This is a genomic window from Hydrotalea sp., from assembly GCF_049968455.1.
In the GTDB taxonomy this organism is placed as follows: domain Bacteria; phylum Bacteroidota; class Bacteroidia; order Chitinophagales; family Chitinophagaceae; genus Hydrotalea.
This window is the reverse complement of sequence record NZ_JBMFQT010000007.1, coordinates 60,253-87,056: the sequence shown is the minus strand read 5'-3', so window position 1 is coordinate 87,056 and position 26,804 is coordinate 60,253. Positions and strand designations below refer to the sequence as shown.

The following is a 26,804-nucleotide window of genomic DNA, read 5'->3' as shown; positions in this document are numbered from 1 at the left end:
TGAAAATGAACGTATAAAAATTTGGTAATTAGTTTTTATTATAACCCTACTCAACCGGTTTTTGATGTTTGTCAAAAACCGGTTTTTTTATGCTCAAACAAGCGTTTGCGTAACAAAAAGCCACTAATTTAATAGTGTATAATTTCATTTTCTGCTTTTATTACGTAATTTTAAAAATCCCTAACCAACACAACCAACGCTTGCTATGAATGCCCCCACACAACGTTTCACTGCCTTAGATATATTCAGAGGCATGACTATTTGTTTCATGATTATTGTAAATACTCCCGGTGGCCCACAAAGTTATGCGCCGCTTGAACATGCCCATTGGAATGGCTTTACACCTACCGACTTGGTATTCCCATCATTTCTGTTTGCAGTAGGCAATGCCATGAGTTTTGTAATGCCTAAATGGACCGGTAAAGCCAACAGCTGGGTAGTAGGTAAAATTGTAAAGCGCACAGTACTTATATTTTTATTAGGTTACCTAATGTATTGGTTTCCCTTTTTTAGATTAGATGCCCAACATAACATTATTTCAGCACCTTTTGCTAATACACGCATAATGGGGGTATTACAACGGATAGCCCTTTGCTATGGTATTGCTTCTTTATTAATTTGGTTTTTAAAACCTAAAACCACATTATATATTGCCATTGCATTGCTATTTATTTATTGGGGAATTATGTATTATTTAGGTGACCCGGCTGACCCCTATGGTATGACAACCAATGCAGGCTATTATTTAGATGTTTGGTTAATGGGCCCCAACCATATGTATCATGGCGAAGGGGTAGCCTTTGACCCCGAAGGATGGTTAAGCACATTGCCCGCCATTGCTAATGTAGTAGCCGGATATGTGGCCGGGGCTTACATACAAAAAAAAGGTAACAGCTATGAAACCCTCACCAACTTATTGCTAGCCGGTTTTGGTTTGTTCGTATTATCCTATTTCTGGAATTTATCTTTCCCTATTAATAAAAAATTGTGGACCAGTGCATTTGTGTTACACACGGTTGGGTTAGATTGTATGATTATAGCAACCGTAATGTATTTTGTAACTTTTAAAAATTGGGGTGAAGGAAAAATTAGTTACTTCTTCCAGGTTTTCGGGAAAAATCCATTATTCATTTATCTATTATCTGAGCTTTTGGTAACGGTGTTTTACATGATTCCATTGGAAGGCTATCATGGGCTTATTCAATGGTTATACTTAAATATTTACATTCATGCAGGCACCTATTTAGGCTCCTTCTTATTCGCCATATCCTACATGCTACTATGTTGGGTAGTGGGTTATTATTTAGATAAAAACAAAATTTACATAAGAGTTTAAACCCTTACTGTTTTTCTTGGTTTGCTTGTTCAAACCCTTTTACTGATTTACCTTTTTTAGGCTTAGCATTTTTCCCTTTAAAAGGTGCTGCCGTTTCTACTTCACAAACACAACGAAACCCCAGCCATCGGTTGGGGCTTTTGTATGACATACGTTCTTTAATGGTACAATAAGCTATGGGTAAATCATAATGCCCACCTTTGGCAACACCCTTTTCTGCAATCATTTCACCCACATTACCAATCATGTTAAAAACACCATATTGATTGGGAATGAAAGAATTAACAGACATAATATCGCGTTGCCCAACATGTAAAGAATCATCATCAGGATACCGACAATTAAAATTTTTCACGGAATCACCTTTATGAGCGGTATATATTCCCGGATATCCATAAGGAAATTTAATAGAATCCAATTTGCCACTGGCTGCCATTTCCCATTCCGCCTCGGTTGGCAATCGATAAGTAACACTTCTAAAAGGAGCATTGGGCATATGTGCCAGCAATTCATTTACCCTTTCCGTGCGCCAATTACAAAAAGCCTGAGCCTGTTCATAACTAATGCCAACTATAGGATAGTTATTGTAACTATTGCCCCTATAATACGTTTCAATAAATTCTTCACTATGCTGTTTATAAGACACCCAAACCAAAGAATCAGGCAGCATTGATTGATAAGTAGCTGTATCATTTTCATGCGCCAATAACCAGCCTTCAGCAAAATCCTTCCAATTGGCCACACTTATTTCATAAGCATCCATATACAACCCGGGTTTTATTAAAACAGTACCGGGAGGAGAAGTTAATTTACTCCCATTTCCATTGTTTTTTTGAGTAATAAAAGCAAAACTTACTGTACAAAAGATTAATACAACAAACCAACGCATTAATAACAAATTTTTATAAAGTTAAGGCTTTCCGCATTAACAACAGGTTAACAAAAACATTCATAGCAATAAAGCCACAGTAAAACCTTACCTTTGCAGCCTTAAATTTTTTTATGGATATTAGGAATATTGCCATCATTGCCCACGTTGACCACGGAAAAACGACCTTAGTAGACCGTATTTTACATGCTACCAAGGTATTTAGAGATAATCAGGAAACCGGTGATCTGATTATGGACAGCAATGATTTAGAACGTGAAAGAGGTATTACCATTTTTAGTAAAAATGCTGCTGTTACCTATAAAGATGTGAAAATTAACGTAATTGATACCCCCGGACACAGTGATTTTGGTGGTGAAGTAGAAAGGGTATTAAAAATGGCCGACGGCGTTATTTTGTTAGTAGATGCCTTTGAAGGGCCCATGCCACAAACACGCTTTGTTTTGCAAAAAGCATTACAATTAAACTTACATCCCATTGTAGTGATTAATAAAGTAGACAAACCTAACTGCCGCCCCGACGAGGTGCATGATGCAGTTTTTGAGCTATTTTTTAATTTAGATGCCACAGAAGAACAACTAAACTTCCCCACTTTTTATGGTAGTGGAAAAAATGGCTGGTTCAATGATAGCCTAACACCTAGTGAAGACATTACCCCGCTAATGGATGGTATTTTAAAATTTGTACCTCCACCTACCGTACAAGAAGGCCCTTTACAGCTTCAAATTACTTCATTAGATTACTCTTCATTCCTTGGCCGTATAGCTATTGGAAAAGTAACCCGTGGCAGTATTAAAGAGAACCAACAAATTGCTTTAGTACAAGCGGATGGTTCCATCAAAAAAAATAAAGTAAAAGAACTCTATGTTTTTGAAGGAATGGGTAAGCGTAAAGTAAGTGAAGTGGTTTGTGGCGATTTGTGCGCTGTAGTTGGCTTAGAAGATTTTAATATTGGTGATACTATTGCCGACGCTGAAAACCCTGAAGCACTGCCTATTATTAGTGTGGATGAGCCTACTATGAGCATGTTATTCAGCATTAACAACTCTCCTTTTTTTGGTAAAGATGGAAAATTTGTAACCTCACGCCATTTACGTGATCGCTTAATGAAAGAAACCGAGAAAAACCTGGCATTAAAAGTGGAAGATACCGATAGTGCTGATAGCTTTTTGGTTTACGGACGTGGTATTCTACATTTAGGTGTACTTATTGAAACCATGCGTCGCGAAGGTTATGAATTAACAGTGGGTAATCCACAAGTATTGGTAAAAACTATTGATGGCAAAAAACATGAGCCTTATGAAATTTTAGTGGTAGATGTTCCATCAGAGTTTAGCGGAAAAGTAATTGACCTTGTTACTCAACGTAAAGGTGAAATGTTGGTGATGGAGAGCAAAGGTGAAATGCAGCACCTTGAATTTGAAATACCATCAAGAGGATTAATTGGTTTACGTTCTCAAATGTTAACAGGCACAGCAGGTGAGGCTGTAATGGCCCATCGCTTTAGTGAATACAAACCCTGGAAAGGAGCAATACCCGGCCGTAACAATGGTGTGTTAATTGCAAAATTTGGCGGAACAACTACTGCTTATTCAATTGATAAATTACAAGATAGAGGACGCTTTTTTATTGATCCGGGTGAAGATGTATATGCAGGACAAATTATTGCTGAACATATTAAACCCGGCGATTTGAATGTGAATGCCGTAGAAGCTAAAAAATTAACTAACCACCGTGCCAGTGGAAGTGATGATAGTGTTCGCATTACACCTAAAATTGAAATGACCTTAGAAGAATGTATGGAATATATTCAACAAGATGAATGTATTGAAGTAACACCCAAAAACATTAGAATGCGTAAGGTTGTTTTAGATGAAGAAGAAAGAAAAAAAGTAAGTAAAAGAATGGGTGCTGAAGTAGATTAACCCATCTTTTTAATACAATAAAACTCAAATAAGCCTGCAATAAACTGCAGGCTTATTTATTTATTGCAATGTGTATTTTTACTTAACCCTCTGCAGTTTTATCTGCTGCACTCAGACTATCAGTAATTTTACTGTTTTTATATAAAAGGTGCAGCAAACTAGGCAATACAATTAACAATAAAGGTAAGGCCACAATAAACCCACCTATTACAGCAATGGCTAAGGGTTGGTGCATTTGTGCCCCGGTACCAATTCCCATAGCTAATGGTGTTAATGCAATAATAGCGCCCAATGCAGTCATTAATTTGGGACGTAACCGTGTAGATATAGAATAGATAATAGCTTCATCTACTCTATTAGTACTGCTATTTCCTTTTAATGAATCGCGAAATTGCAGATAAGTGAAAATAGCATTCTCACCAATAATACCCACAATCATAATCAACCCGGTATAACTACCGACGTTCAAAGGGGTATGGGTAAAATACAAAGCCAAATAACTGCCACTAATTCCAAGCACTGCCACCAGAATGATGATAAGTGCAATTCTTACATCTCTGAATAAAAATAATATAACCCCAAAAACCAATAAACTAGCTGTAATTAGTATAACCAATAGTTCTTTAAACGATTGCTGCTGTTCGGCATAGGCACCACCATAACTAATAAAATATCCTTGTGGCAAAGCAACTTGTGCAGCTACCTTTTGCTGAATTTCTTGCATGGTACTACCCAAATCACGGTTATCTAACCGTGCAGTAACAACGCCCATATTTTGCAAGTTTTCCCTTTGTATTTCTGCATCACCACTACTTAAAGAAACCGTGGCCAACTGTGTTATGGGAATTCGTTTGCCATTTGGAATAAAAACCAATGTTTGCTTTACCTGTGCTATTGAAAGCTTATCACTATTTGGGTATATAAATCGGATATTGCTTAGTTGTTCCTTATCATACACACTGCCCACTATATTTCCTTCTAAAGCACTTTGCAACTGAAACTGAAAACTTGCAGGCGTAATACCATATTGCGCTAATGCCGTATAGTTAGGTGTAACAATTACTGAGGGGCCGGCAATTACAATACCATCAAAAACATCGGCAGTGCCTTTAACCGTATTTAATACCGCCGCAACATTACGCGATAATTCTTGCAATTTTGATTGATCATTGCCAAAAATTTTCACTTCAATGGGTTGTACAGAAGTCATTAAATCACCCAGCATATCAGTAATTACCTGCCCAAAATCTATACGCAAAGCCGGCTGCGTTGCTTCAATTTTTAAACGTAAGTCATTAATTACCTCATCGGTAGTTCTATACCTATTTTTCTTTAATTGAATTAAATAATCACCCCTGTTAGGCTCGGTAATAAAAAAACCCATTTGTGTACCGGTTCTTCGGCTGTAAGCCTCCACTTCAGGTACCTGAACAATCATTTTTTCAACCTGTCGTAGCATTCGATCGGTTTCTTCTAATGATGTACCCGGGGGTGAGCTGTAATCTAAAACAATGCTCCCCTCATCCATTTCAGGTAAAAAACCGGTTTCGAGTTTTGGGAATACGATATATATGGAAGCGCCTAAAATTAAAATAAATAAAATACTGATGTAGGGTTTACGAATGAAGAACCCCACCCATTTTTGCTGCTTTACTTCATGACCATGCTTTAATTTTTTACCTACAACATTCACTGTAGTATTCCGTGTAAACAACAAATACAAAACAGGCAATAACAACCAGGTTACAAAAAATGAACAGACCAACGTAATAATCATGGTATTGGTCATTACTTTAAAATAAGCCCCTGCAACACCACTCATTAACACAAAAGGTAGAAATATAACAATGGTGCTTAACGAAGAACCTAACATTGCCGGGAATAAATAATGAATGGCCTTTTGCAACAACGAATTTGTGGGTTTATTAGGATGTTCTTCATGGGTTCGATGAATTTGTTCAACTACAACAATGGCATCATCAATAATTAAACCAATAGCAGCGGCTAATGCGCCTAATGTCATAATATTCAATGTTTGCCCAATAGCATACAAACATATAATAGTTAACAGAATTGTTACGGGTATCGTAAATAAAATAACGGTACTGGCTTTAAGTGAGCGAAGAAAAACAATGGCCACAATAATAGCTAGCAACAAACCAATCCATAAACTATCACTTACACTTTTAATTGCATCTTTTACAAAATTGGCTTGCTCATAATATGGCTGTATAGTAACATCAGCAGGAAGAATTTTTCTTAATGCTTTCAGCTTAGCATCCATATCATTACTTACCTGTATTAAATTGGCGTTGGGCTGTTTAATAACAGCGAGTAAAATACCTTCACGACCATTGGCATTGATTTTTATATACTCCTTTGCTTCTTTAATTTCAACATCAGCAATATCTTGTAATTGCACGATGCGTTTACCATTGTTACTAATTACAATATGTTTTAATTGATCTTTTGATATTACAGAAGCATCGGTTAGGGATAAATACAATAAATGATAATCGGCTAAATAGCCGTTTGATTTAATGAAGTTGGTTTGACTTAAAGCATAATTCACAGAATCGGGCGTTAAACCAAGTGTAGACATTTTATCGGTATTCACAATCAGCCAATATTCCTTTGTTTTACCACCTATAACACGCACTTCAGAAACACCATCCACTTGCGATAAAAATGGCTTAATGGTGTACAAGGCTAATAATTTCATATCAATTGGTGAACGCTTAGTGCTCTCTAATGAATAACCAATTACCGGAAGAATAGAAGGATTCATTCTTTCAACAGTAATTTGAATACCCGGAGGTAGGGTATTCATTACTTCAGCAATACGCGATTCAATTCTCTGCTTACTAATGTCAATATTGGCATTCCAATTCAAAAATGCTGATATTTCACAACTACCCCTACTGGTTGTACTTCTAATCATGTGTAAATCAGGTACTCTCTTAACAGCATTTTCAAGTTGACGGGTAACAGTAATCATCATTTTATTGACCGGTTGTTGGCCGGCATCTGCAATAATTTTAATTTTTGGAAATGTTATTTCAGGAAATAATGATGATTGCAATTTGCTGTAGGCAAACAGCCCGCCCATTATAATGATGGCCATTAAAACAGCAAGTGGACTTTTATATTTAACAAAGAAACTTTTCATTATACTATTCAGCGTTTTGTATGTAAACAAAAAATCATCATAACTATTTAATACTTTCTAAATATTTTTCGATTATTTGTTTATTGTTTACCAGGCATATTAACAATTAAAACTTTGGCAGTATCGGGTAAACCGTAGTTACCTGTTAATAAAATTGTATCGGTAGTTTTAAAAGCGGGTGAAATAATTTCTACTGCTTCATTGTTTTCAATACCAGGTTGAACAGGAACCTTGATAGCGGTAACACTATCAATCATTTTCATTACCCAGAAATTACTTTGTACTTCATCACTTAAAACAGCCGCTTTAGGCAATGATATTGAATTCATTTTTTTTTGTTTAACCCAATGTAATTTAGCGATAAGGTTTTCCGGTATTTGCTTATTGGCATTCACATGAATAATGTAGCTCTGTGTTTGCGATGTTGGATCAACTGTTGGTAAAGGTGTACCTACTGCACCAGTTAATTGAGTACCATCGGGTAAAAACAAAATAACATTTTTGTTTTGAGATAAATAGGGTTTTAATTCGTAGGGAAGATCTAGTAAAAAAACAAAACTACGATTATCCGTTATGGCAGCTAAGGGTTCACCATCCAACACATAATCGCCGGCATGATAATTTAATTGTGTTATATAACCACTGGAAGGTGCATGAATAATAATGTTCCCGGTAAATTTTAAAGTTGTATCTAATTGATTTATGGTATTCCCAATGGCTTTTGCCTCCTTAGTAGTAATAACAAATAAAGGTTCTCCACGTTGTACATACTGCCCTAAATGAATATTCACTTTGTATAAATATCCATTAGCATTGGCTTTCACAAAACTTTTTAATAAAAAAGCAGAAACAGCATTTAAAGTAACTGTTTCCTGCATTAACCCCTTGGCAGGGTGAGTAATAGTAACAGGTGTACCAGTTGCAACAAAGTTAGAAGCATCAGTTATATTTGTATTTGCATCTTTTCCATTACAAGAGTACAATATAAGCACTGTTAATAAATGTAATAAAATAAAAAATTTATTCTTCATATTGAATTAGTTTCTATTCCAATAATTAATTTGATTAATAATTTGCAATTTAGAAATGGTATTTTGAGTAATCAGATTTTTTGCATTTAAGTAGTTACTGATTGCCAAAATATAGGTTGGCATAATAACATCGCCGGTTTGCAATAGTTTTCTATTGGCCTCAATAAGTGTTTGACTATATTTTATTTGTGCATTATACTCCTGTATAAGTTTTTCAACTGAATGCAGTTGTTGCGTTAATAAAGCAATTTGCTGTTGAAACTGAGACTTAAAATAGTTACGATATTGTTGTCGGGTTTGTTCAGCTATTGCAATTTTATCGTGTTTCATTTTTCTCTGTTTTCCATCATAAATAGGCCATATTACCGACAAACCAAAACTATTACCAAAGTTTTTATAAGCTTGATAGGAAAAGGAGGATAAATAACCGGCATCAGCATACAAACTAACTTTTGGGCGATAACTGAAATCAATTTGAGCATCACTATTTTTTAATTTTAAACTATCTAATAAAAAGTTTTTATAAAAAACTGTTTGCTCAATTTCCGGGGTAATAACCAACTGAATATTTGGATTTTCAAGAGTTACATTAGAGGTATCAGTTAACCCACATAAATAATTTAATATACCATAATCATTTTTAAATTGCAATTGCAATTGATGCACTAGTAAATCTTGTTGTTGAATGGTTACTAAAAAGCTCAAATAATCGGTTTGCTTATAAATTCCTGATTCTGTGAGTTTGGTAAGAATTATTTGTTCTTTTTTTAAAAGAGTAACCAACTCCTGGTTAAATTGAATTTGTTGTTGAGTACCATATGCAGTAATATATTGTGCAGTAATAGCTTTAGTTATATCTTGTTCAGTAATTTTACCGGCAACTTGCAGGCTTTGATTTAATAACTGTATAGCTTGTTGTTGATTATTCATGTTTGCTTTTCCAATCAACAACTGATTAAATGTAATTTGCTGTCCGAAATTTGCACCATTGGTTATGGCACCATCATATCCCCATCCCTGATAAGAGGGCGCATAAGTATTAATACTTACCGCATTAATTTGTGGCTTGTATAATGCATGTAAACGTAAACTATCAATTATATTACTTAATTGTTGATTGTGGTAGTCATTTAAAAGAGGGCTATTATTAATGGCTGCGTTTACAAAAAAAGAAAGATTTTTTTGTTGTGTGTGTACGGTACCCCATAACAATAAGCAAACTATAAAAACAAAATACTTTTTTAAATACATGCTCATTCTATTTTTTCAGTTGTATAATAAAGCAATGTTTATTTTCTTGAAAACAATATTGAATAGGCCAATTAGCCAACCTACATATTTCATGAACAATTGCAAGACCCAAGCCTGTTCCTTCATTCTGTTGTTGCGGTTTATAAAAGCGTTTAAAAACTTGTTCGGCATCCAAACTACCCGCAGATGCGGTATTGCATATTATTAGTTCATTTTTATTGAGCTGAATGGTTATTTGGCCATTTATGGGTGTATAACGAATGGCATTGTTAATCAAGTTATTAATCAACATATCGGTTAATTGCCTGTGAAAAAGCACGTGTACTTCATTTAATTCCCACTTCAGCTGTAAGTTTTTTGTTTCAATGAATGTTCTTTTTTCTTCACATTTAGCCATAATTATTTCATTGATAGCCACCGTTTCATTGAGCAAAAACTGATTATTTTCAATTTTAGCTAATAGCAAAAGTGATTGATGTAGTTTAATTAATTTTTGAATATTATCATCAATAGTAGCTAATTGATTTAAACCTTGTTCATTTAAATTGTTTTGTTGTATAATACTTTCGATTAATGAACGTATAACAGCAAGCGGGGTTTGCATTTCATGTGCTGCATTTTCAGTAAACGATTTTAAAGACCGATACTCAACATATATTCTTTCCGACATCTGATTTAAGCTGGTATTGAGTAAATGAATTTCAGCAAGCGGACTTGCAGGCAAATGCAGGGGTTTTTTTTGCCCTATTTTATATGCTTGAATGGCAGATATAGTTTTTTGAAAAGGCTTAAATAATTTGTTCACCAACTTTCTATTCACAAAATAGTTTAACACCAACAACAAAGCAATCATGCTAAAAGCCAATACGGCAATCAATTGCAACAAATCTTCTGTTTCTGCCTGCGATTTATTTACTTGAACAAAATATTCCCTATTGTTCAGTGATAATGCAAAGTTTAATTGGCGAACTTCTTGCATTTCTTGCTCAATGTTATTGTATAATTTTATAGTTCTAAACTTTTTATTATCGAATGTGTGTGCATTGCTATCAATTGTTACCCATTGATGTTTTGTATTTTGAATAACAGGTAGCTGATGGTATTTCTGAACATAATCAGAAATTTCCTGTTTTTCTGCTTTTAGGCTATCATCTAATTGGCGCAACAAAACATACTGCAACATTCCGTAAAATGCAATACTGCCCAATAAAAAAATTAAAATAGCTATATACGTGTTTAAGCGTTGATATGTTGCAAAAGATTTCATGACAATGATTTCATTCTAAAAAAGCTACTGGTTTACTTGGAATTTATAGCCGGCACCATATATTGAACGAATACAATCTTCTCCACCGGCTAATAAAATTTTCTTTCTAAGATTTTTAATGTGCGTATAAATAAAATCATAATGATCGGCCAAATCCATATCGTCACCCCATAAATGCTGGGCAATGGCGCTTTTAGAAAGTATCCTATTTTTATTAACAACAAAAAAAAGTAGTAACTGATATTCTTTTTGCGTTAGCTCTATTGCTGCATTGTGAATAATAACGCGTTGCGCTATGGTATCTATATACAACCATTCATTTATATTTATAATATTGTGTCCATCCATTTTTTTTCTACGAATAATGGCAGCTACCCGCATTGCTAATTCGGGTAAATGAAAAGGTTTTGTTAAGTAATCATCAGCGCCTAATTGTAAACCTGTTAGTTTATCATCTAAAGAATCTTTTGCAGAAATTATAATAACACCATCATTTTTTTTATTCAATTTCAAATACTGCAAAAGTTCCAATCCCGACCCATCGGGCAACATAATGTCCAATATAATACAATCATATTCGTATAAATCTATCTTTTCAATAGCATCTTTAAAATTTGAAACAGTTTCACATAAATAACCTGCCGCCGTTAGAAAACTAGCAATGGTTGTATTCAAATTCACTTCATCTTCAATAATTAGCAGTTTCATACTTTTACCGGGTTATATCAGCTTTTTCAAAATACAAAATACGGATTGAATTCTGAAGGAAAATTGAATTTGAAACCAACCAACTAAACATAAAAAAACCTGTTGCCTTTGCAACAGGTTAAATAAAGTCTATTTTATGCTACATTTTATTTTTCCCACCAAGCTTTATAAGTAGTAATCTCAGTGCCCCCCATTAATTGGATTTCGGCATTATAATTTTTAGCATTAATATTTTTTTCAGAAGTGGGATAAAGAAACCTTGATGGAATTACACCATTATTTAAATTAACTGAACCGCCTGCATTCAATGCAGGGAAACCTGTTCTTCTGTATTCTATCCATCCTTCAAACCCATTATTTATGTTTGCCATCCATTTCTGTGTAATAATTTGCTGTAAAGAATTATTTAAACTAGAGTTATCGAAAGCAACATTTGCATGTAATAAATAATTATTAGCCGTATTAGCATCTAACCCAATTTCTGCATAAGCGCCTAGTACTCCGCTATTGTAATAAGTTTGAGCACTTCCTGCAATAAAACCTTTTAGAGCTGCTTCTGATAAAATAAATTGTTGTTCTGCAAAACTAATAATACGCGCTTTGATTAAGTTAGGATTTGAGCCACTAGTAAAACTTTTATTAAAGTTAGATGCCTGAGCGGTTTGAGTATTTGTTGCATCAACCACTATAGGTAAGCCACCATAGTTACTAAAACTAAAAGCAGCTCCTGCAGGAGTATTAGCGTTTACACTAAAATAAGATGTTATTCTTGCTGTATCAGCTGTATTTACAAAAGTATTATACAATAATTGATTCATATACTTTACCTGAAAATCACCCGTACGCTCGGTAAGGCTCACAAAATTATAAGGGGTAACTGTAGGCAGGGTTAATGTTGCGCTTTGTGAGGCATTTTGCATTATGGCACCATCATTTACAATAGCCTGCATTTCGGCAGACACATTTACCTTTGAAGATATTCTCAACAAATAACGTAACCGCAATGCATTAATAAACCGACGCCAAGACATTACATTCGAATTATACAAAACATCACCACTAATTAACCCTGAAGGATTTGCTTTTAGTAAACTATCGGCTCTCCTTAGCGATGGAATTATACCTTGAGCCGCATCTAAATATACAGTTTGCTGATTATCATAAACAGGTGTGTAAACACCATTTGCACCTTGCAAAGCTTGCTTGAAAGGAATATCACCCCATAATTCCGTTAATTGTGCAAAAGCATAAGAGCGAAGTGTTAATGCTGATGCCTGTAAAAGCGTATTATTTTGAGTAACTGCTAAGTTATAAAGCGTATTTGCATCGCGTGCTGTTTCATACAAAGGAATCCAGTAGGGTTCATTTGTAATAGGCTGATACCTGGTAGGTTGGTCATAATAGGATTGGCTATAAGTCATGTATTGATTATATCCATTTCCCAATGTCCATACAATATTCGCATTATTGTAAAATAATGATACAATAGTATTTGATAATAAAGTTGTAGCATCAGGTTTTTCTAAATTGTTGGGATTAATATTAATGGTTTGCAACTCTTTAGAACAAGAACTGAAAAATATAATACTGATTATTGAAAAGACAATTTTATGCAATGTTTTTTTCATAAATAAAAGTTTAAAAAATTAAAAGTTTAACCCCAATGATATTCCCAGGCTTTTGGTAGCAGGGATACTCAAAAACTCAGTACCTGGTAAAATTTGCTGACCACGTAAAGCAAGTGTCTCAGGATCAACGTCTTTATTTTGTGTAAACTCTAGTACATTACGTGCAATAAAAGAAACATTCATATTTGCCTTAGAGTTGTTTCCAAACAAATTTTTAAATGTATATCCCAACCTAAATTCACGAAGCTTTACATAAGTTGCATTGTACATAAATGCTTCATTATTAGAGGCATTATAATAGCCATTATAATAAGTTGCTGCATCTACCTTAACATTATTAGGTACATATTTTCCCGATCCATCTAACATAACTCCTTTACCAATAATTCCTGTTTCTCTTCCTGGTAATGTTTCAACCGACATACCACCAGCTAATACGCCTAACTCTGTATAAGAATAAAATTTACCACCTTGATGCCAATCTACTACAAAACTCATATTAAAGTTTTTATATGTAAAGTTGTTTGTCCAACCTAGCACAAAATCTGGGTTATAGTTTCCTAACAAACCATTTTGAGATGAAGTAAATTGAGGTACACCATTTTTGTATACAATATTGCCTTGAGGATCGCGTATAAATTTATTTCCATACATATTTCCAATTCTTTGACCAACAATTGCATCGTACTGTATAGCTCTGTAGTAACGGTCGTACTGGGTAACTTGCGCATAAACATAAGTATTAATTCCATCAGGTAAAGCTGTAACAACTGATACATTATGACTAAAATTCAAGTTCAAATCCCAATGCAAGCCATTAATTGTTTTTGAACGAATAGGTGTTGCTGTAACCATAATTTCAACACCCTTATTATTAATAGATGCCCCATTTACATAAGCGTTAGTATAGCCTGATGATACAGGTATTGGCAACTGAACCACTTCATTTTTAGTGTTTGAGTTATAAACAGTTGCATCGATACCAATGGCATTATTAAATAAATGTGCTTCAACCCCAAATTCAGTTGTACTAGTAGAAGAAGGCAATAAATTTTTATTAGCCAGAACATTATTACCAGTTGTTAAAGGATAACTATTGAATGGGGTATTAGTAATATAGGTGTTATTAATAGAATAAGGATCAGCATCTCTACCTACTTTAGCAACAGAGCCACGAACTTTTAAGTAAGATATGGCACTTGGTAAATGTAGCATTTCAGACAATATTGCACTTACTGAAGCGGAAGGATAGAAGAATGAATTGTGTTGAACCGGCAATGTACTAGAAACATCATTCCTGCCGGTTACATTCAAAAACAACATTCCTTTATAATCGGCATCGGCAAAAGCGTAGGCACTGTATACAATTTTATTGAATTGTTGATATAGTGTTGGCAGTTGGCTTTGTGCATTTGAAAAATTGTACAAACCAGGGGTAATTAATGCATTTGCAATATTTCTATTGTAAGAAATGTTTTGCATAAATCTGTTACCGCCCACAGAAGCATCAAAGTTCCATAAATTGCTATGAGGCTTATTATAACTAACCAAGAAATCTGTATTGTTTTCAAAATAATTAATATCATCCGTTCTAAATCCACCACTGGGGAAACGCACAGTAGTAAAAGCTCTATGTCCTTCTCTATGATCAGAATAGTAATCCGTTCCAGTTCTAACCATGGCAGTCCATGCTTTATTAAACGCATATTTTAAAGAGGCATTACCAATTAAACGATTTTTATTAAAACTATTTACGTTATCATACATGGTAACATATGGGTTATCATGATTATTCCAATAACGGAATTGGTTTTGTTGATCACGACCCGTTTGCCATTGTTTTTTAAGTGAATTCAAGTCGATATTAATTGGCATACCATATACACCAAAATATGTGTACATAACACTTTCTGAACCATATCCAATATTAGGCCTATTACTGCTATTACTATTAATGAAATCAATAAAAACATTAGAGGTAAGCTTATCATTAAATTTATGCTCAGTGCGCAAAGCAATACCATTTCTGCGTAAATCCGTATTAGGTAATATACCTCTGTTATATAAGTTACTTATTGAAAAGTGATAACTTCCATGATCGCTAACACCACCAAAAGATAGATTATTTTGAGTGGTTATACCGGTTTGCAAAAAGTTCTTAAAATGATCGGCATGACCAATCCATGGTGTTGCTTGAGGTGTTAGGGTTGGATCAATACTTCTAGCTATCAAATCGGCTGCTTGATAGGGTGTGCCAGGTATAGGGCTATCAAACTGAACTACTTTTAAATTTGGGTCGAACTTTAAACCCCAATTAGGAATATTATTTTCATTAGATGCACCTCCATTTTGGTAGGTATAAGTACTTGGAGCACCGGAAAGTGGATAAGCATCAATCCCTGCACCATATTCGTTTTGCAAACGAGGTAACTTTAATGGAGTTTCAAATGTGGTAGTAGTATTAAAGCTAACCCCCTGCATTCCTTTTTCAGCTGTACCCTTTTTTGTAGTCAGCACTACTGCACCGTTTGCTGCTCTTGAACCATATAACGCAGCCGCAGTTGAACCTTTTAGTACCGTAATTTTTGCAATATCGTTTGGATTAATTTCTGCTGCACCATTACCATAATCTACTTCAGCCCATGTTCCTTGATTGGCTGAATTTTCAATTGCACTATTAAAATAGGTTTCGTTGTTAATGGGTACACCGTCAACAACAAACAAAGGTTGATTGGTTCCGGTAAATGAATTTTCGCCTCTTATTACAATTCGTGAAGTTGAACCTACACCTGCACCACCATTTGTAATATAAACACCTGCAATTTTTCCGCTCAAATTATTAATTAAGTTTGGATCTTCTGCCTGTGTAATTTGGCGGGTATTCACCGATTGAACCGCATACCCTAATGCTTTAGATTGTTTGCTGATACCTAAAGCAGTTACCACCACCTCATTTAACGACTTTACTTCTTTCTGCAATAAAATTGTAACATCTTTGCGACCATGAAGTGAAATTTTTTCACTAGAATAGCCCATATAAGATACAACTAAAACAGCATTTGGACTTGCCTCTAATTTAAAAACACCTTGAGCATTTGTTGCAGTTCCTTTTCCGCTAGTACTAATGGTAATACTTGCACCATCAATAGGTTTTTAGTCTTGTGCATCCAACACTTTTCCTTGAATAGCCAAATTATTTTGAGCCAGAAGTGGTACTGAATTAATGAAGGTAAATAAAGCTATTAAGTAAAACGAAAGCAGTAAAAATTTACTACGCATAAAATAATATTTGTAAATGAAAAATTGTAAAAAAATGGCTGGATAAAACAGAATAAAGAATAATAAATTCTATATGCGGAAAGTACTTATACGAACCAGTATGGTGTTATGATACAATGCTTTTAATGCAAAATGCGCATTGAAAAAATTAAAAGTATTTAGGCAATTGAATGAAGTTGGTACAACTAATGCAGGGAATTGATAAGCCGGTTTTTCAAAAACAGTGAATGTATCAAAGCATTCATCATCCTCTAAAATAGAAGCATCATTAATGGAGTACAGGAATGCATTGGAATTAGTTTTGCTTTCATTTTTCCAACTAGCACCAATATTCATTTCATAGCACAATTGCTGTTTTGCTTTAAAAGCAATGTGTTCCCCTTTCATAACTCCCGCACCATAGGACGGATTTTGCATATATGCAAATCCGAGTATAAAAAGAAAATAAAGCAGTTTGTAATGCATGCAATAAAATGACGCGCAAATCTATTTGTGCAATGAAGTATTTGAACTCAAAAGCATGTTATCAAATTGTAAACACTCATACATTCGTATTACAGGTAATAATTTGTTAACATTGAAATGGAATAAACAAAAAAAAGCTGCCAAGAATGGCAGCTACTTTTCACTACTACTTTGTAATAAATAAAACCTAGAAAACAACACTAACGAAAACTTAAAACTTTAATACTCCTTGATAATAATCTAATACCTTTTGCAGCAACAACACATTGTATCTGGCAACAATAGCATTGATACTTGCTTTATCCATATTTGTTTTGGCAATAATATAATCTACAGAGGTGCCCACACCGGCTTCAAATTTCACTGTTGCTGCGTGAAATGATTGCGTAAAATCAGACAACTGAGCTATTGAAACTTTTTCAGTTTTTTCAGCTTGCAACATATTTAAATAGGTACTATAAACTGATTGCTGTAATTGTGTTTTGGTAGTATTTAATAAAAAAGCAGATTGTTTAACTTGTATTTGTGCCTGCCTTACTTTAGTTCGAGCTTGTAACCCATTTAAAATGGGAATTTGCAAAACCAAACTTAGTGAAGCATTGAAATTATTCTTCCACTGTTGCCCATAAGAAATATTTTGGTTTACATAATTATTCTGCTGCATGTAAACAGGCAATTTTGAGCCATTGTAACTTACATAACCACCTGTGGCTACTTCAGTAGTATTTACATATTGCAATGTGTTGGCTAAACTGGAATAATTGGTGCCTAACCCAACATTAAAACTTAACGATGGTAATAATTGTGCCTTTGCCACTTTTACTTTTTTAAGATTACTTTCCCAGCGATATTGATATGCTTTTACCATAGGCATGTTGTTAAGTGCCAATTGATAAGCGCTGTTAGCTGTAACACTACTATCTTGTTTTTGCATTTCATTGACTATAGGTTCAAAAAAAGCATTTTCAACAAAATTGGTATTCATCAATGCAAACAATGATAGCTTAGCATTCGTTAATTGATTTTGTAAATTAATAACATTCAACTGGTCATTGCCATACTGCCCTTTCATGTCAAACAATGTGGCTGGAGCTATAGCACCATCATTATTCAATAACGTTAAACGTTGTACCTGCGCTTCAGATACTTGTGCCTGCTGTTGTGCCGCTTTAATTTGCTCTTGTAGGCTTAACACTTGTAAATAACTAAGTATTACTTGAATAACTAAATTATCACGTGCCTGTTGAGCATCCATATTACTAGCCTTAGCATTTAACCTGTTTTGTTGAATATTTTGATGAAGCGCATTTCCGTTCCATAATAAAAAAGAAGCAGACACATTGTATTGAGCAAAATCAATTTTTTGGTCAGAGTAAGCATTAGTATAAGGGTTAATACTTCTTCCTTCATTTAATCCATGTGAAATATTAGCGCCTACATAAGGTAACAAATTACTCTTTGCTTGTTGGTAATTCGTATTATCAATAGCAGCCTGATTTTGCGCCAACAATAACTGTTGATTGGCTGCAATAGCAGTTGTTATACAACCCTCTAATGTAAAGATCTGATGATTTGTTTTTTGTGCCATTGCTAATTGAGTAGCACAAAAAAATACAAGCACTATTACAAGAATATGTTTCATATTCACTTTTGTTAATTCCATTTATTCGCTTTTAATAACAGTTGCAGGATTTGTTGTAGCAGCATTGCTTGCATTTATGCCCACTATGATTAATGTAATTAACAACATAACAATAGCCACCAATGCAAACACCATGGGTTGAATAGTTACATGATAAGTATAATTATTTAACCAACCGTTCATTAACCACCAGGTAACAGGTATAGCAATAACAATGGCAATAGCAACCAGCTTCAAAAAATCGGCAGCAATTAATTCAATAATTTGCCAAACAGATGCACCTAATATTTTACGGATGGCTATTTCTTTAAATCGCTTTTGAATTGAAAATGAAACTAAACCCGCCAAACCAATACAACAGATGAAGATGGATATTGAAGCAAATATATTTGTAAGCTTACCAATCAATTCTTCTGTTACAAACTTCTTATCAAACTCATCATCTGCAAATTTGTACTCAAAAGGATATGCCGGATTTAATGCTTTATAAATAGCTGCAATTTTAGGAATAGCATGCTGTGGCTGTACACCATTTTTTAAACGGATATCCACAAACCCTGGTCTTTTATTATCATAAAAAAGCATAATCATTGGATCAACCTGTTTGTAAGGTGATGCCATAACTATATTATCCGTTACGCCAATAATGGTAAATGTTTTTCCAAAAAATTTAACCTGTTTTCCAATTGGATCGGGTAAATTCATTTTGTCCATTGCTGCTTTGTTGTATATAATACCTGTAGAATCGGCTATTGAACCTTCTTTAAAATCTCTACCTGCAATCATTCTGGCACCTGTAGTTTTTGCAAAATCGGAACCAACAGCCATAGCACTTACAATAAAATTGTTGTTTTGTGGTCTGCCGGGCCAATCAGGGGCAGGTGAATAATTCCAAATTTCTGTCATAGGTGAAGTAGTTCTGGTAACTGCATCAACTACTCCCGTATTCAACAACTGCTGTTTCAAAACTGCATAATTATTGTCTAACTCAGGCGATGAACTAACAATGATTAAGTCGTTAGGATTATAGCCCAAATCACGATGTCGTGCATGTTGTATTTGTTGATAAACAATAATGGTAGCAACTATTAATACAAATGAAGCTGCAAATTGGCCAATCACCAATAACTTTCTTGGTGCCAATAATTTATTAGAAGCTTTAAAAGTGCCTTTTAAAACCGTTGCTGCATTAAACGAGGATAAATATACTGCCGGATAAATGCCTGCAACGATAGCAGTAAATACAATCATAAGCACCGCATATAACCAGAATTGTGTATTTGCAAATGGTAATTTAATTTGTTTATCAACCATTAAATTAAAAGAAGGTAATAACAAATAAACCAACAACAAAGCAATAACAAATGCTATACACACCATTAAGAATGATTCCATAAAAAATTGGAACACTAATGATGCTCTATCTGAACCTAAAGTCTTTCTAACACCAACTTCTTTGGCTCTTTTCTCTGCTTGCGCTGTTGACAGATTCATGAAGTTGATACAAGCAATTAATAAAATTACCACAGCAATAATGCTGAATAAATGCACATAATCAATCATTCCTCCAACATTTTTACCATCTTTAAAATCGCTATACAAACGCCATTCAGACATTGGTTGTAAAAGATAGGAGGTCTTCGCATCATCATTAGGATTATTCTGTTTATACAATTGATTGATTTGCTTTTCCAATGCAGCAATATTTGTTCCCGGCAAAACTTCTATATATCCAAGATTAAATGCGTTTACCCAGTCATTCGCAACATGCTGATAATCCTCCGGTGAAAAACTATAAGGAATAACAAAATCAAATTGAAGGGTTGAATTATGAGGTATATCACCAATTACACCTGTTACTTTATATGTTTGCTGATTATCAAATGTTACTAATTTTCCTAAGGGAGAATTATTACCAAATAAAGCTTGTGCCGTAGCGGCTGTTAATACCACAGAATTAGGATCAGTTACTGCAGTTGCAGCATTGCCCTGCAAAAAAGGAAAAGTAAAAAGTTTAAAAAAGTTAGCAGTAACCTGGTAACCCGTTTTCTTTATTTTATTTTCATTAAATGCTAATACATGACTTGAGGGGTAGGTAGATTCGACCGCATATTTCACTTGTGGCATTTTTTCAGCAATAGCATTGGTTAAAGGGTAAGCTATTGCGCCATCGGTATTTTTAGTGTTATCGAAAGTGCGAGTAACTTTTATACTGTAAATGGTATCATAGTTCTTAAAAAAGCGGTCATAAGAAAACTCATCTAATATCCACATTACAATAAACAAAGCACAAGCCAAACCAATAGAAAGGCCTAAAATATTAGTGAAAGAAAATGCCTTTTGACGCAATAAATTCCGAAAGGCAATTTTTAAATAATTGATAATCATAATTTTTAAATTGGATTATACTAAAATATTTTCCATTATCGTTTGCCCATCAAGCATCCTAATGATTCGGTGACTGTATTTAGCATCATGTTCGCTATGTGTTACCATTACAATAGTAGTGCCTTGCTCATTTAATTCAGTCAATAATTGCATCACCTCATTTCCATTTTTAGAATCAAGGTTTCCGGTAGGCTCATCGGCTAATATTAAGGCAGGTTTATTAACTACTGCTCTTGCAACGGCAACTCGTTGCTGTTGACCACCTGATAATTGTTGAGGATAATGTGATCGTCTATGCATTAATTGCATTCTTTCCAATACCTCCGTTACCATTTTTTTTCTTTCGGTAGATTTATGTCCGGTATAGATTAATGGCAATTCAACATTTTCATAAACAGTTAATTCATCTATTAAATTAAAGTTTTGAAAAACGAAGCCTATATTTTGTTTCCTGAGTTGAACACGTTGGCTTTCGCTAAAATGGGCTATTTCTGTGCCATTAAAAATAAAACTACCACTATCCGGCTCATCTAATAATCCTAGAATATTCATTAAGGTTGTTTTACCGCAGCCTGATGGACCCATAATGGCAACAAATTCGCCCTTGTCAACCATAAGATTAATAGCATTTAAAGCAACCGTTTCTACTTCATCTGTTCGGTAAACTTTTTTTAACTGTTTTATTTGTATCATACATTTTTATTTGGGTGTTAGTAATTATTGTATTTTATAGAAAAGTGCATCAGCAGGCGTTATTAATAAATCATCAGTTATTACTTCTAACTCATTTTTAGCTTCTTTCATTACTGATATTGTACAGTTAGTTTTGTTTAAGTGCAACTTTGATGCGCCCTCGAACAAGGATAAAAAATAAAATAATATAAAGAATTTCATGTTAAATAATTTAATTAATGATATCTATTGTTGATGCATTATTGAAACTTTCATAGCTGGATGTAATCACTTTTTCGCCGGGCTGTAACCCTTTTATTACCTGATAGTAATCCGGATTTTGCATGCCAAGTTGTACTTCTTTTTTATAAGCCTGATTGCCATTTTTATTGAGCACATATACCCAGTTACCACCGGTTTGTTGTGAAAAAGAACCTTTAGGAAGCAATACCGAGGGAATGGCATCACCTAAAATTAATTGTATCTGCAAGGTCTGCCCTCGTTTAATACCATCAGGAATGGAATCTTTAAATTGCATATCAACCTGAAACTTTCCGCTTACCACCTGTGCAAATACTTTAGTAATGTTTAATGTATAATTTTTACCCGCAACAGTACAAATTGCCTTTAATCCATTGTACACCCTGGAAATATAATGTTCATCAACATCGGCACTTACTTTAAAACCATTCACCGCATCTACTTGTCCTAATCGCTCCCCTTGTCGTTTATTTTGTCCAATTTCAACATTCAAAGCAGTTAATTGTCCGTCAATGGGTGCGCGTACAATTAAATCGCCTACTTTTTTGCGCATTACATTCAACGCATTTTGCGATCCCTCATACGATTGCCTGGATTGTTGCAATTGCTGTTGATTAAAAACTGAGTCTTGTTCTAATATTTGCTTACTCAGTTTCATTTTTTCGTTATAGTATAAATAGTTGTTTTCCGCTTGTTTAAATTCTTGTAGGCCAATGGCTTTTTCCTGATATAAATGTTTATCTAAATCGTAAATACGTTTTGCTTCTTTTAACTGACTTTCTACATCTGCCAATTGGTTCAATTTATTCACCGTATTTTGTACAGCAGCATTCCGCGAAATTTGCATCTGAGTTAATAAATTGTACACAGAGGTTTCCTGATTTACCAAACTCAAAGCCAAATCAGTATTCGACAAACGTAATAATGGTTGCCCCTTTTTTACCATTGCACCGTCTTCTACAAATTTTTGTTCAACCCTTCCGCCTTCTAAGGCATCCAAATAAATAGTAGTTACCGGCATTACAATACCTGTAAGTGGAATATATTCCTGAAAGGTGCCTTGTACCACTTCGCTAATTGTTACTCTATCAGCACTCACTTTTGTTTGTGCACTATGCATTGTGTACAACGAAGCACTAACTATAGCAATAATTATGATAAGTGCTATAACAATGCGTTGAATGGCTTTTCTGCCTAATGGCTTCTTTTCAATTATTGTATCCATAATTTTTTGGTCTGAAAACTATCATGCAAAAGAATGCCAGAGTTGTAACGAATTGATTTTCAATAGACAAATTGTAATTTACCTATCAATAGTGTCCGCTTTTGATACAAACACTGTTCGCTTTTATTACACTTTGTTCAACAAGCCAGAATGCAGGGGCTATTATTGTAAACATTTCCACAAAGCTGTTATTTTTGATGGGATTAAATATAGGTTAAAGGGAATGAAATTACCGCCCATTCAAATTTTAGTAGTAGATGACGATCCGGATGTTTTAACAGCCGTGAGTTATTTATTGCGATCAACCGGAGCAACTGTAACAACAGAAAAAAATCCGGAACAAATTCCTTCCTTACTGACAACAAAAAAGTTTGATGTCATTTTGCTTGATATGAATTTCAAAAGTGTTATTCATTCCGGCAATGAAGGCATTTATTGGTTACAAAAAATAAAATCGAAATATCCTGATACTAGTGTAATTATGATAACAGCTTATGGTGCCATTGATTTAGCCATACGCTCGTTGAAAGAAGGCGCTACCGATTTTATAGTTAAGCCCTGGAACAATGAAAAATTATTGCAGACAATTTATCATTCAATACCTACAACCGAAAAAACAAAGAAGCAAAACACAAAACATTCCGGCAATACTACTATTATTGGGCAAAGTGAAGTGTTGCAAGAAGTTTTTTTAAAAATTGAAAAAGTAGCACCTACCGATGCCAATATTTTAATACTGGGTGAAAATGGTACCGGTAAGGATTTAATTGCCAAAGCCATACATGAACAATCACTACGAAATAAGTCGCCTTTTATAAAAGTTGATGTTGGTGCATTAACGGAATCATTATTTGAAAGTGAATTGTTTGGATATAAAAAAGGTGCATTCACCGATGCGAAAGAGGACAGATTAGGCAGGTTTGAAGCCGCTAATGGGGGTACGCTATTTTTAGATGAAATAGGAAACATTAGTTTACAACAACAAGCTAAACTTTTAACGGTACTTCAAAACAGGCAGGTAACTAAATTAGGCAGTAATGAACCTACGGCAATAGATATCCGTTTAATTTGTGCAACGAATATCAGCATTCAGGACCTATCAAATGAAAATAAGTTCAGGAAAGATTTAATATACAGAATTAATACCGTAGAAATTATTATTCCACCATTGCGCAATAGAAAAGAAGATATTGTGCCTTTAGCCAATTATTTTTTAGAGGTGTATAGCCAAAAATATTTAAAGCCCCCTACTCAATTACATCAATCGGCAATTAAAAAACTACAACAGTATTCATTTCCCGGAAATGTTAGGGAATTACAGTATATAATTGAGCGTGCTGTAATTATGGCCGATAGTAACATGATAACGGAACAAGATATTATATACTCACCTATTGAAAAAACGGTTGAACTAGAAAAAAACGACACTTTAAGTAATGTAGAAAAAAAGACTATTTTAAAAGCCATTGAAAATAATAATGGCAACATTTCAAAAGCCGCAAAAGAACTTGGCATCACCCGCACTGCACTATACAGAAGATTAAACAAATACGATATTGACTAAAATTACCACTTATATTGCTTTAAGCTGTTTGCTATTAGTATTAGCTGCCAGTGCAGGTACATGGTTATTCCTACAAAAACACTACCTATTTTCAATTGGATGCTTTTTACTTATATTATTCATTGCCTTCAAAATCATTTTCTTTTATAAAAAAATTGATAAAGAAATTGCAGAATTTTCGGAAGCCATTTACTATAAAGACTTTACCCGTTACTTTAATTTAGCAGCAACTCCGTCTCATTTAAAACCATTAAGGCAAAGCTTTAATAATATTAATCAAATATTTAAGCAACTAAGCCGCGAAAAAGAGCTACATGCACAATACCTTGAAAAAATGTTGACATTGATTAATACCGGTATATTAGCCTATAATACTTCAACTGAAGATGTGCAATGGATGAATGAAGCACTTAAAAAAATAGTACAAATACCTTACATAAAAAACTTAAAAGGTATTTCGAAAAGAGACCCTATTCTTTATGATAATATCAAATCTATTTTACCAGGCGAAACCAAGTTAATTGAAACACAACAACAAATTTCTAAAACAAAAATATTATTAACTGCTACAACTTTTAAAACAGCAGATAGTACGCAAAAGCTATTGGTATTTCAGAATATTAACCATGTGGTGGAAGAAACAGAAACAAAAGCTTGGAATAGTTTATTAAATGTAATGACACATGAAATAATGAACTCAGTGGCTCCCATTTCTTCATTAGCAGATACATTATTACAAAATTACCATACACAACAACCTTCTAATAATGAAAAAGATATTGATTTAATAGCTGGTATAGAAACAATTAAAAGAAGGAGTGATGGCTTACTGAGATTTGCACAAGTGTATAGAAATTTAAGTGCCATACAACAATTGAAAAAAGCGCCAATTTCTGTTCAACGAATTCTAGAGCACATTGACTTGTTAATGCGCCCTACACTAAATGCAAAAAACATCGATTGGCAAATCTCTGTTCAACCGATTGATTTAATAGTATTGGGCGATAACGATTTATTGGAACAAGTATTCATTAACTTAATTACCAATGCTTTGGAGGCATTAAAATGTACGCAGGACCCCCTATTGCATATAAAGGCTGAACAACATGAGGATGGAACAAGCATTAAAGTAATTGACAATGGACAGGGTATTGATGAGGAAATAAAGGACAAAATTTTTATTCCATTTTTTACTACCAAAAAAAATGGCAACGGTATTGGATTAAGCCTTTGCAAACAAATTATGCTATTACATAAGGGCGATATTCAAGTGCATTCTATATCGGGTAAAGGAAGTATTTTTACTTTGTATTTTAATAGTGGCACATGAATAACAACAACACCAAAAGGCATTATATAGTAGGCGGTGCCGGATCAGGATTAGGGCAAGCCATTGCATTACAATTATTACAACAAGGCGAATCCGTTATTACCGTTGGCCGAAGTGTGGAAAAATTACAAGCGCTACAAAGCCAATTCCCCAACCAAGTTCAATTTGTAGTTGGTGATATTAGCGACGAAGCAACACTTAATGCATTTATTCAATTAGCCCAATCGGCCTACATATCAGGTATATGTATGAATGCCGGAGGCCCACCTGCTGCAACTATTGAGGAAACTAGCATGGAACAATGGGATATGGCCTACCAATTATTACTAAGATGGAAAGTGAAATTTATAAAAGCCATTTTACCCCATTTAGAACAGCAAGGTTATGGTCGTATAGTTTTTATAGAAAGTGCTACCGTTAAAGAACCAATGGATAATTTAGTATTAAGTACCACTTATAGATTGGCCGTTACAGGGTTTGCCAAAACACTTTCCAACGAATATGCCCACAAAGGAATTACCTGTAATATTCTTGCCCCAGGACCACATAATACCCCTGCTATTGAACGTGTTTTTAAAAAGAAGCAAGCGCAAACAGGTGCAGACATCCATATCATTCAGCAACAGGAAAACAACAAAATACCCGTTAAACGTTTGGGTAACGCAACCGAATTTGCGCAATTAGCACTATGGCTGTTAAGTAAAGAAGCAGGTTATATTACCGGCCAAACCATTGCTGTAGATGGGGGGCTAATAAAAGGAATTTTTGGATAAG

Annotated in this window: 20 protein-coding genes; 5 read left to right on the top strand and 15 right to left on the bottom strand. The window is 34.2% G+C overall.

Translation table 11 applies throughout. The features are described 5' to 3' along the window. The first annotated feature begins 205 nt into the window (after positions 1-205). Positions 206-1,336 (top strand): acyltransferase family protein, encoded by a 1,131-nt coding sequence (locus tag ACP5P5_RS06840; protein WP_428285360.1) that lies wholly within the window; start codon positions 206-208, stop codon positions 1,334-1,336. Between the two features lie 4 nt (positions 1,337-1,340). Here the strand turns inward: ACP5P5_RS06840 and ACP5P5_RS06835 are convergent, their stop codons facing one another. Continuing rightward, the gene (locus ACP5P5_RS06835; protein ID WP_428285359.1) at positions 1,341-2,225 is read right to left on the bottom strand and encodes a formylglycine-generating enzyme family protein; all 885 of its coding nucleotides are present in this window, start codon (positions 2,223-2,225) and stop codon (positions 1,341-1,343) included. A gap of 113 nt (positions 2,226-2,338) precedes the next feature. Between ACP5P5_RS06835 and typA the strand changes: the two genes are divergently transcribed. Further along, positions 2,339-4,150 (top strand): translational GTPase TypA, encoded by a 1,812-nt coding sequence (gene typA / locus ACP5P5_RS06830; RefSeq protein WP_428285358.1) that lies wholly within the window; start codon positions 2,339-2,341, stop codon positions 4,148-4,150. A gap of 82 nt (positions 4,151-4,232) precedes the next feature. On the opposite strand, the gene ACP5P5_RS06825 is transcribed toward typA, so the two are convergent. The 14 genes from ACP5P5_RS06825 to ACP5P5_RS06760 all read right to left on the bottom strand — a co-directional run bounded on the left by ACP5P5_RS06825 (position 4,233) and on the right by ACP5P5_RS06760 (position 23,136). Continuing rightward, positions 4,233-7,319 carry an efflux RND transporter permease subunit gene (locus ACP5P5_RS06825; protein ID WP_428285357.1) on the bottom strand — a complete coding sequence of 1,029 codons (3,087 nt, stop codon included), beginning with the start codon at positions 7,317-7,319 and terminating at the stop codon, positions 4,233-4,235. Positions 7,320-7,399: 80 nt separating this feature from the next. Beyond that, positions 7,400-8,350 (bottom strand): efflux RND transporter periplasmic adaptor subunit, encoded by a 951-nt coding sequence (locus ACP5P5_RS06820; RefSeq protein WP_428285356.1) that lies wholly within the window; start codon positions 8,348-8,350, stop codon positions 7,400-7,402. 6 nt (positions 8,351-8,356) lie between these two features. Beyond that, positions 8,357-9,601 carry a TolC family protein gene (locus tag ACP5P5_RS06815; protein WP_428285355.1) on the bottom strand — a complete coding sequence of 415 codons (1,245 nt, stop codon included), beginning with the start codon at positions 9,599-9,601 and terminating at the stop codon, positions 8,357-8,359. 7 nt (positions 9,602-9,608) lie between these two features. Beyond that, complete coding sequence (locus ACP5P5_RS06810) at positions 9,609-10,868, bottom strand: sensor histidine kinase (RefSeq protein WP_428285354.1); 1,260 nt, start codon at positions 10,866-10,868, stop codon at positions 9,609-9,611. A gap of 24 nt (positions 10,869-10,892) precedes the next feature. Next, positions 10,893-11,576 (bottom strand): response regulator transcription factor, encoded by a 684-nt coding sequence (locus ACP5P5_RS06805; RefSeq protein ID WP_428285353.1) that lies wholly within the window; start codon positions 11,574-11,576, stop codon positions 10,893-10,895. A 146-nt stretch (positions 11,577-11,722) separates the two neighbouring features. Further along, positions 11,723-13,204, bottom strand: coding sequence for a SusD/RagB family nutrient-binding outer membrane lipoprotein (locus tag ACP5P5_RS06800; RefSeq protein WP_428285352.1), 1,482 nt, complete (start codon positions 13,202-13,204; stop codon positions 11,723-11,725). A gap of 18 nt (positions 13,205-13,222) precedes the next feature. Beyond that, positions 13,223-16,351 carry a SusC/RagA family TonB-linked outer membrane protein gene (locus ACP5P5_RS06795; RefSeq protein WP_428285419.1) on the bottom strand — a complete coding sequence of 1,043 codons (3,129 nt, stop codon included), beginning with the start codon at positions 16,349-16,351 and terminating at the stop codon, positions 13,223-13,225. A gap of 6 nt (positions 16,352-16,357) precedes the next feature. Continuing rightward, complete coding sequence (locus ACP5P5_RS06790; RefSeq protein ID WP_428285351.1) at positions 16,358-16,483, bottom strand: hypothetical protein; 126 nt, start codon at positions 16,481-16,483, stop codon at positions 16,358-16,360. Positions 16,484-16,552: 69 nt separating this feature from the next. Continuing rightward, positions 16,553-16,900: a hypothetical protein gene (locus ACP5P5_RS06785; RefSeq protein ID WP_428285350.1), complete on the bottom strand. Its 348-nt coding sequence runs from the start codon at positions 16,898-16,900 to the stop codon at positions 16,553-16,555. 259 nt (positions 16,901-17,159) lie between these two features. Further along, entirely contained in the window at positions 17,160-18,590 is a 1,431-nt protein-coding gene (locus ACP5P5_RS06780) for a TolC family protein (protein ID WP_428285349.1), read from the bottom strand. 21 nt (positions 18,591-18,611) lie between these two features. Continuing rightward, complete coding sequence (locus ACP5P5_RS06775; RefSeq protein ID WP_428285348.1) at positions 18,612-20,978, bottom strand: ABC transporter permease; 2,367 nt, start codon at positions 20,976-20,978, stop codon at positions 18,612-18,614. A gap of 15 nt (positions 20,979-20,993) precedes the next feature. Beyond that, positions 20,994-21,671 (bottom strand): ABC transporter ATP-binding protein, encoded by a 678-nt coding sequence (locus ACP5P5_RS06770; protein WP_428285347.1) that lies wholly within the window; start codon positions 21,669-21,671, stop codon positions 20,994-20,996. 24 nt (positions 21,672-21,695) lie between these two features. Next, positions 21,696-21,872: a hypothetical protein gene (locus ACP5P5_RS06765; protein ID WP_428285346.1), complete on the bottom strand. Its 177-nt coding sequence runs from the start codon at positions 21,870-21,872 to the stop codon at positions 21,696-21,698. A gap of 10 nt (positions 21,873-21,882) precedes the next feature. Continuing rightward, positions 21,883-23,136, bottom strand: coding sequence for an efflux RND transporter periplasmic adaptor subunit (locus tag ACP5P5_RS06760; RefSeq protein ID WP_428285345.1), 1,254 nt, complete (start codon positions 23,134-23,136; stop codon positions 21,883-21,885). Between the two features lie 223 nt (positions 23,137-23,359). On the opposite strand from ACP5P5_RS06760, the gene ACP5P5_RS06755 reads away from it, so the two are divergent. The 3 genes from ACP5P5_RS06755 to ACP5P5_RS06745 are packed head-to-tail and all read left to right on the top strand — an operon-like array spanning position 23,360 to position 26,803. Continuing rightward, positions 23,360-24,700, top strand: a complete 1,341-nt coding sequence (locus tag ACP5P5_RS06755) for a sigma-54-dependent transcriptional regulator (protein ID WP_428285344.1) — start codon at positions 23,360-23,362, stop codon at positions 24,698-24,700. Continuing rightward, the gene (locus ACP5P5_RS06750; RefSeq protein WP_428285343.1) at positions 24,693-26,030 is read left to right on the top strand and encodes a sensor histidine kinase; all 1,338 of its coding nucleotides are present in this window, start codon (positions 24,693-24,695) and stop codon (positions 26,028-26,030) included. Before ACP5P5_RS06755 ends, ACP5P5_RS06750 begins: the two co-directional genes overlap by 8 nt. After that, positions 26,027-26,803, top strand: coding sequence for an SDR family oxidoreductase (locus ACP5P5_RS06745; protein WP_428285342.1), 777 nt, complete (start codon positions 26,027-26,029; stop codon positions 26,801-26,803). Before ACP5P5_RS06750 ends, ACP5P5_RS06745 begins: the two co-directional genes overlap by 4 nt. Position 26,804 lies beyond the last annotated feature (1 nt).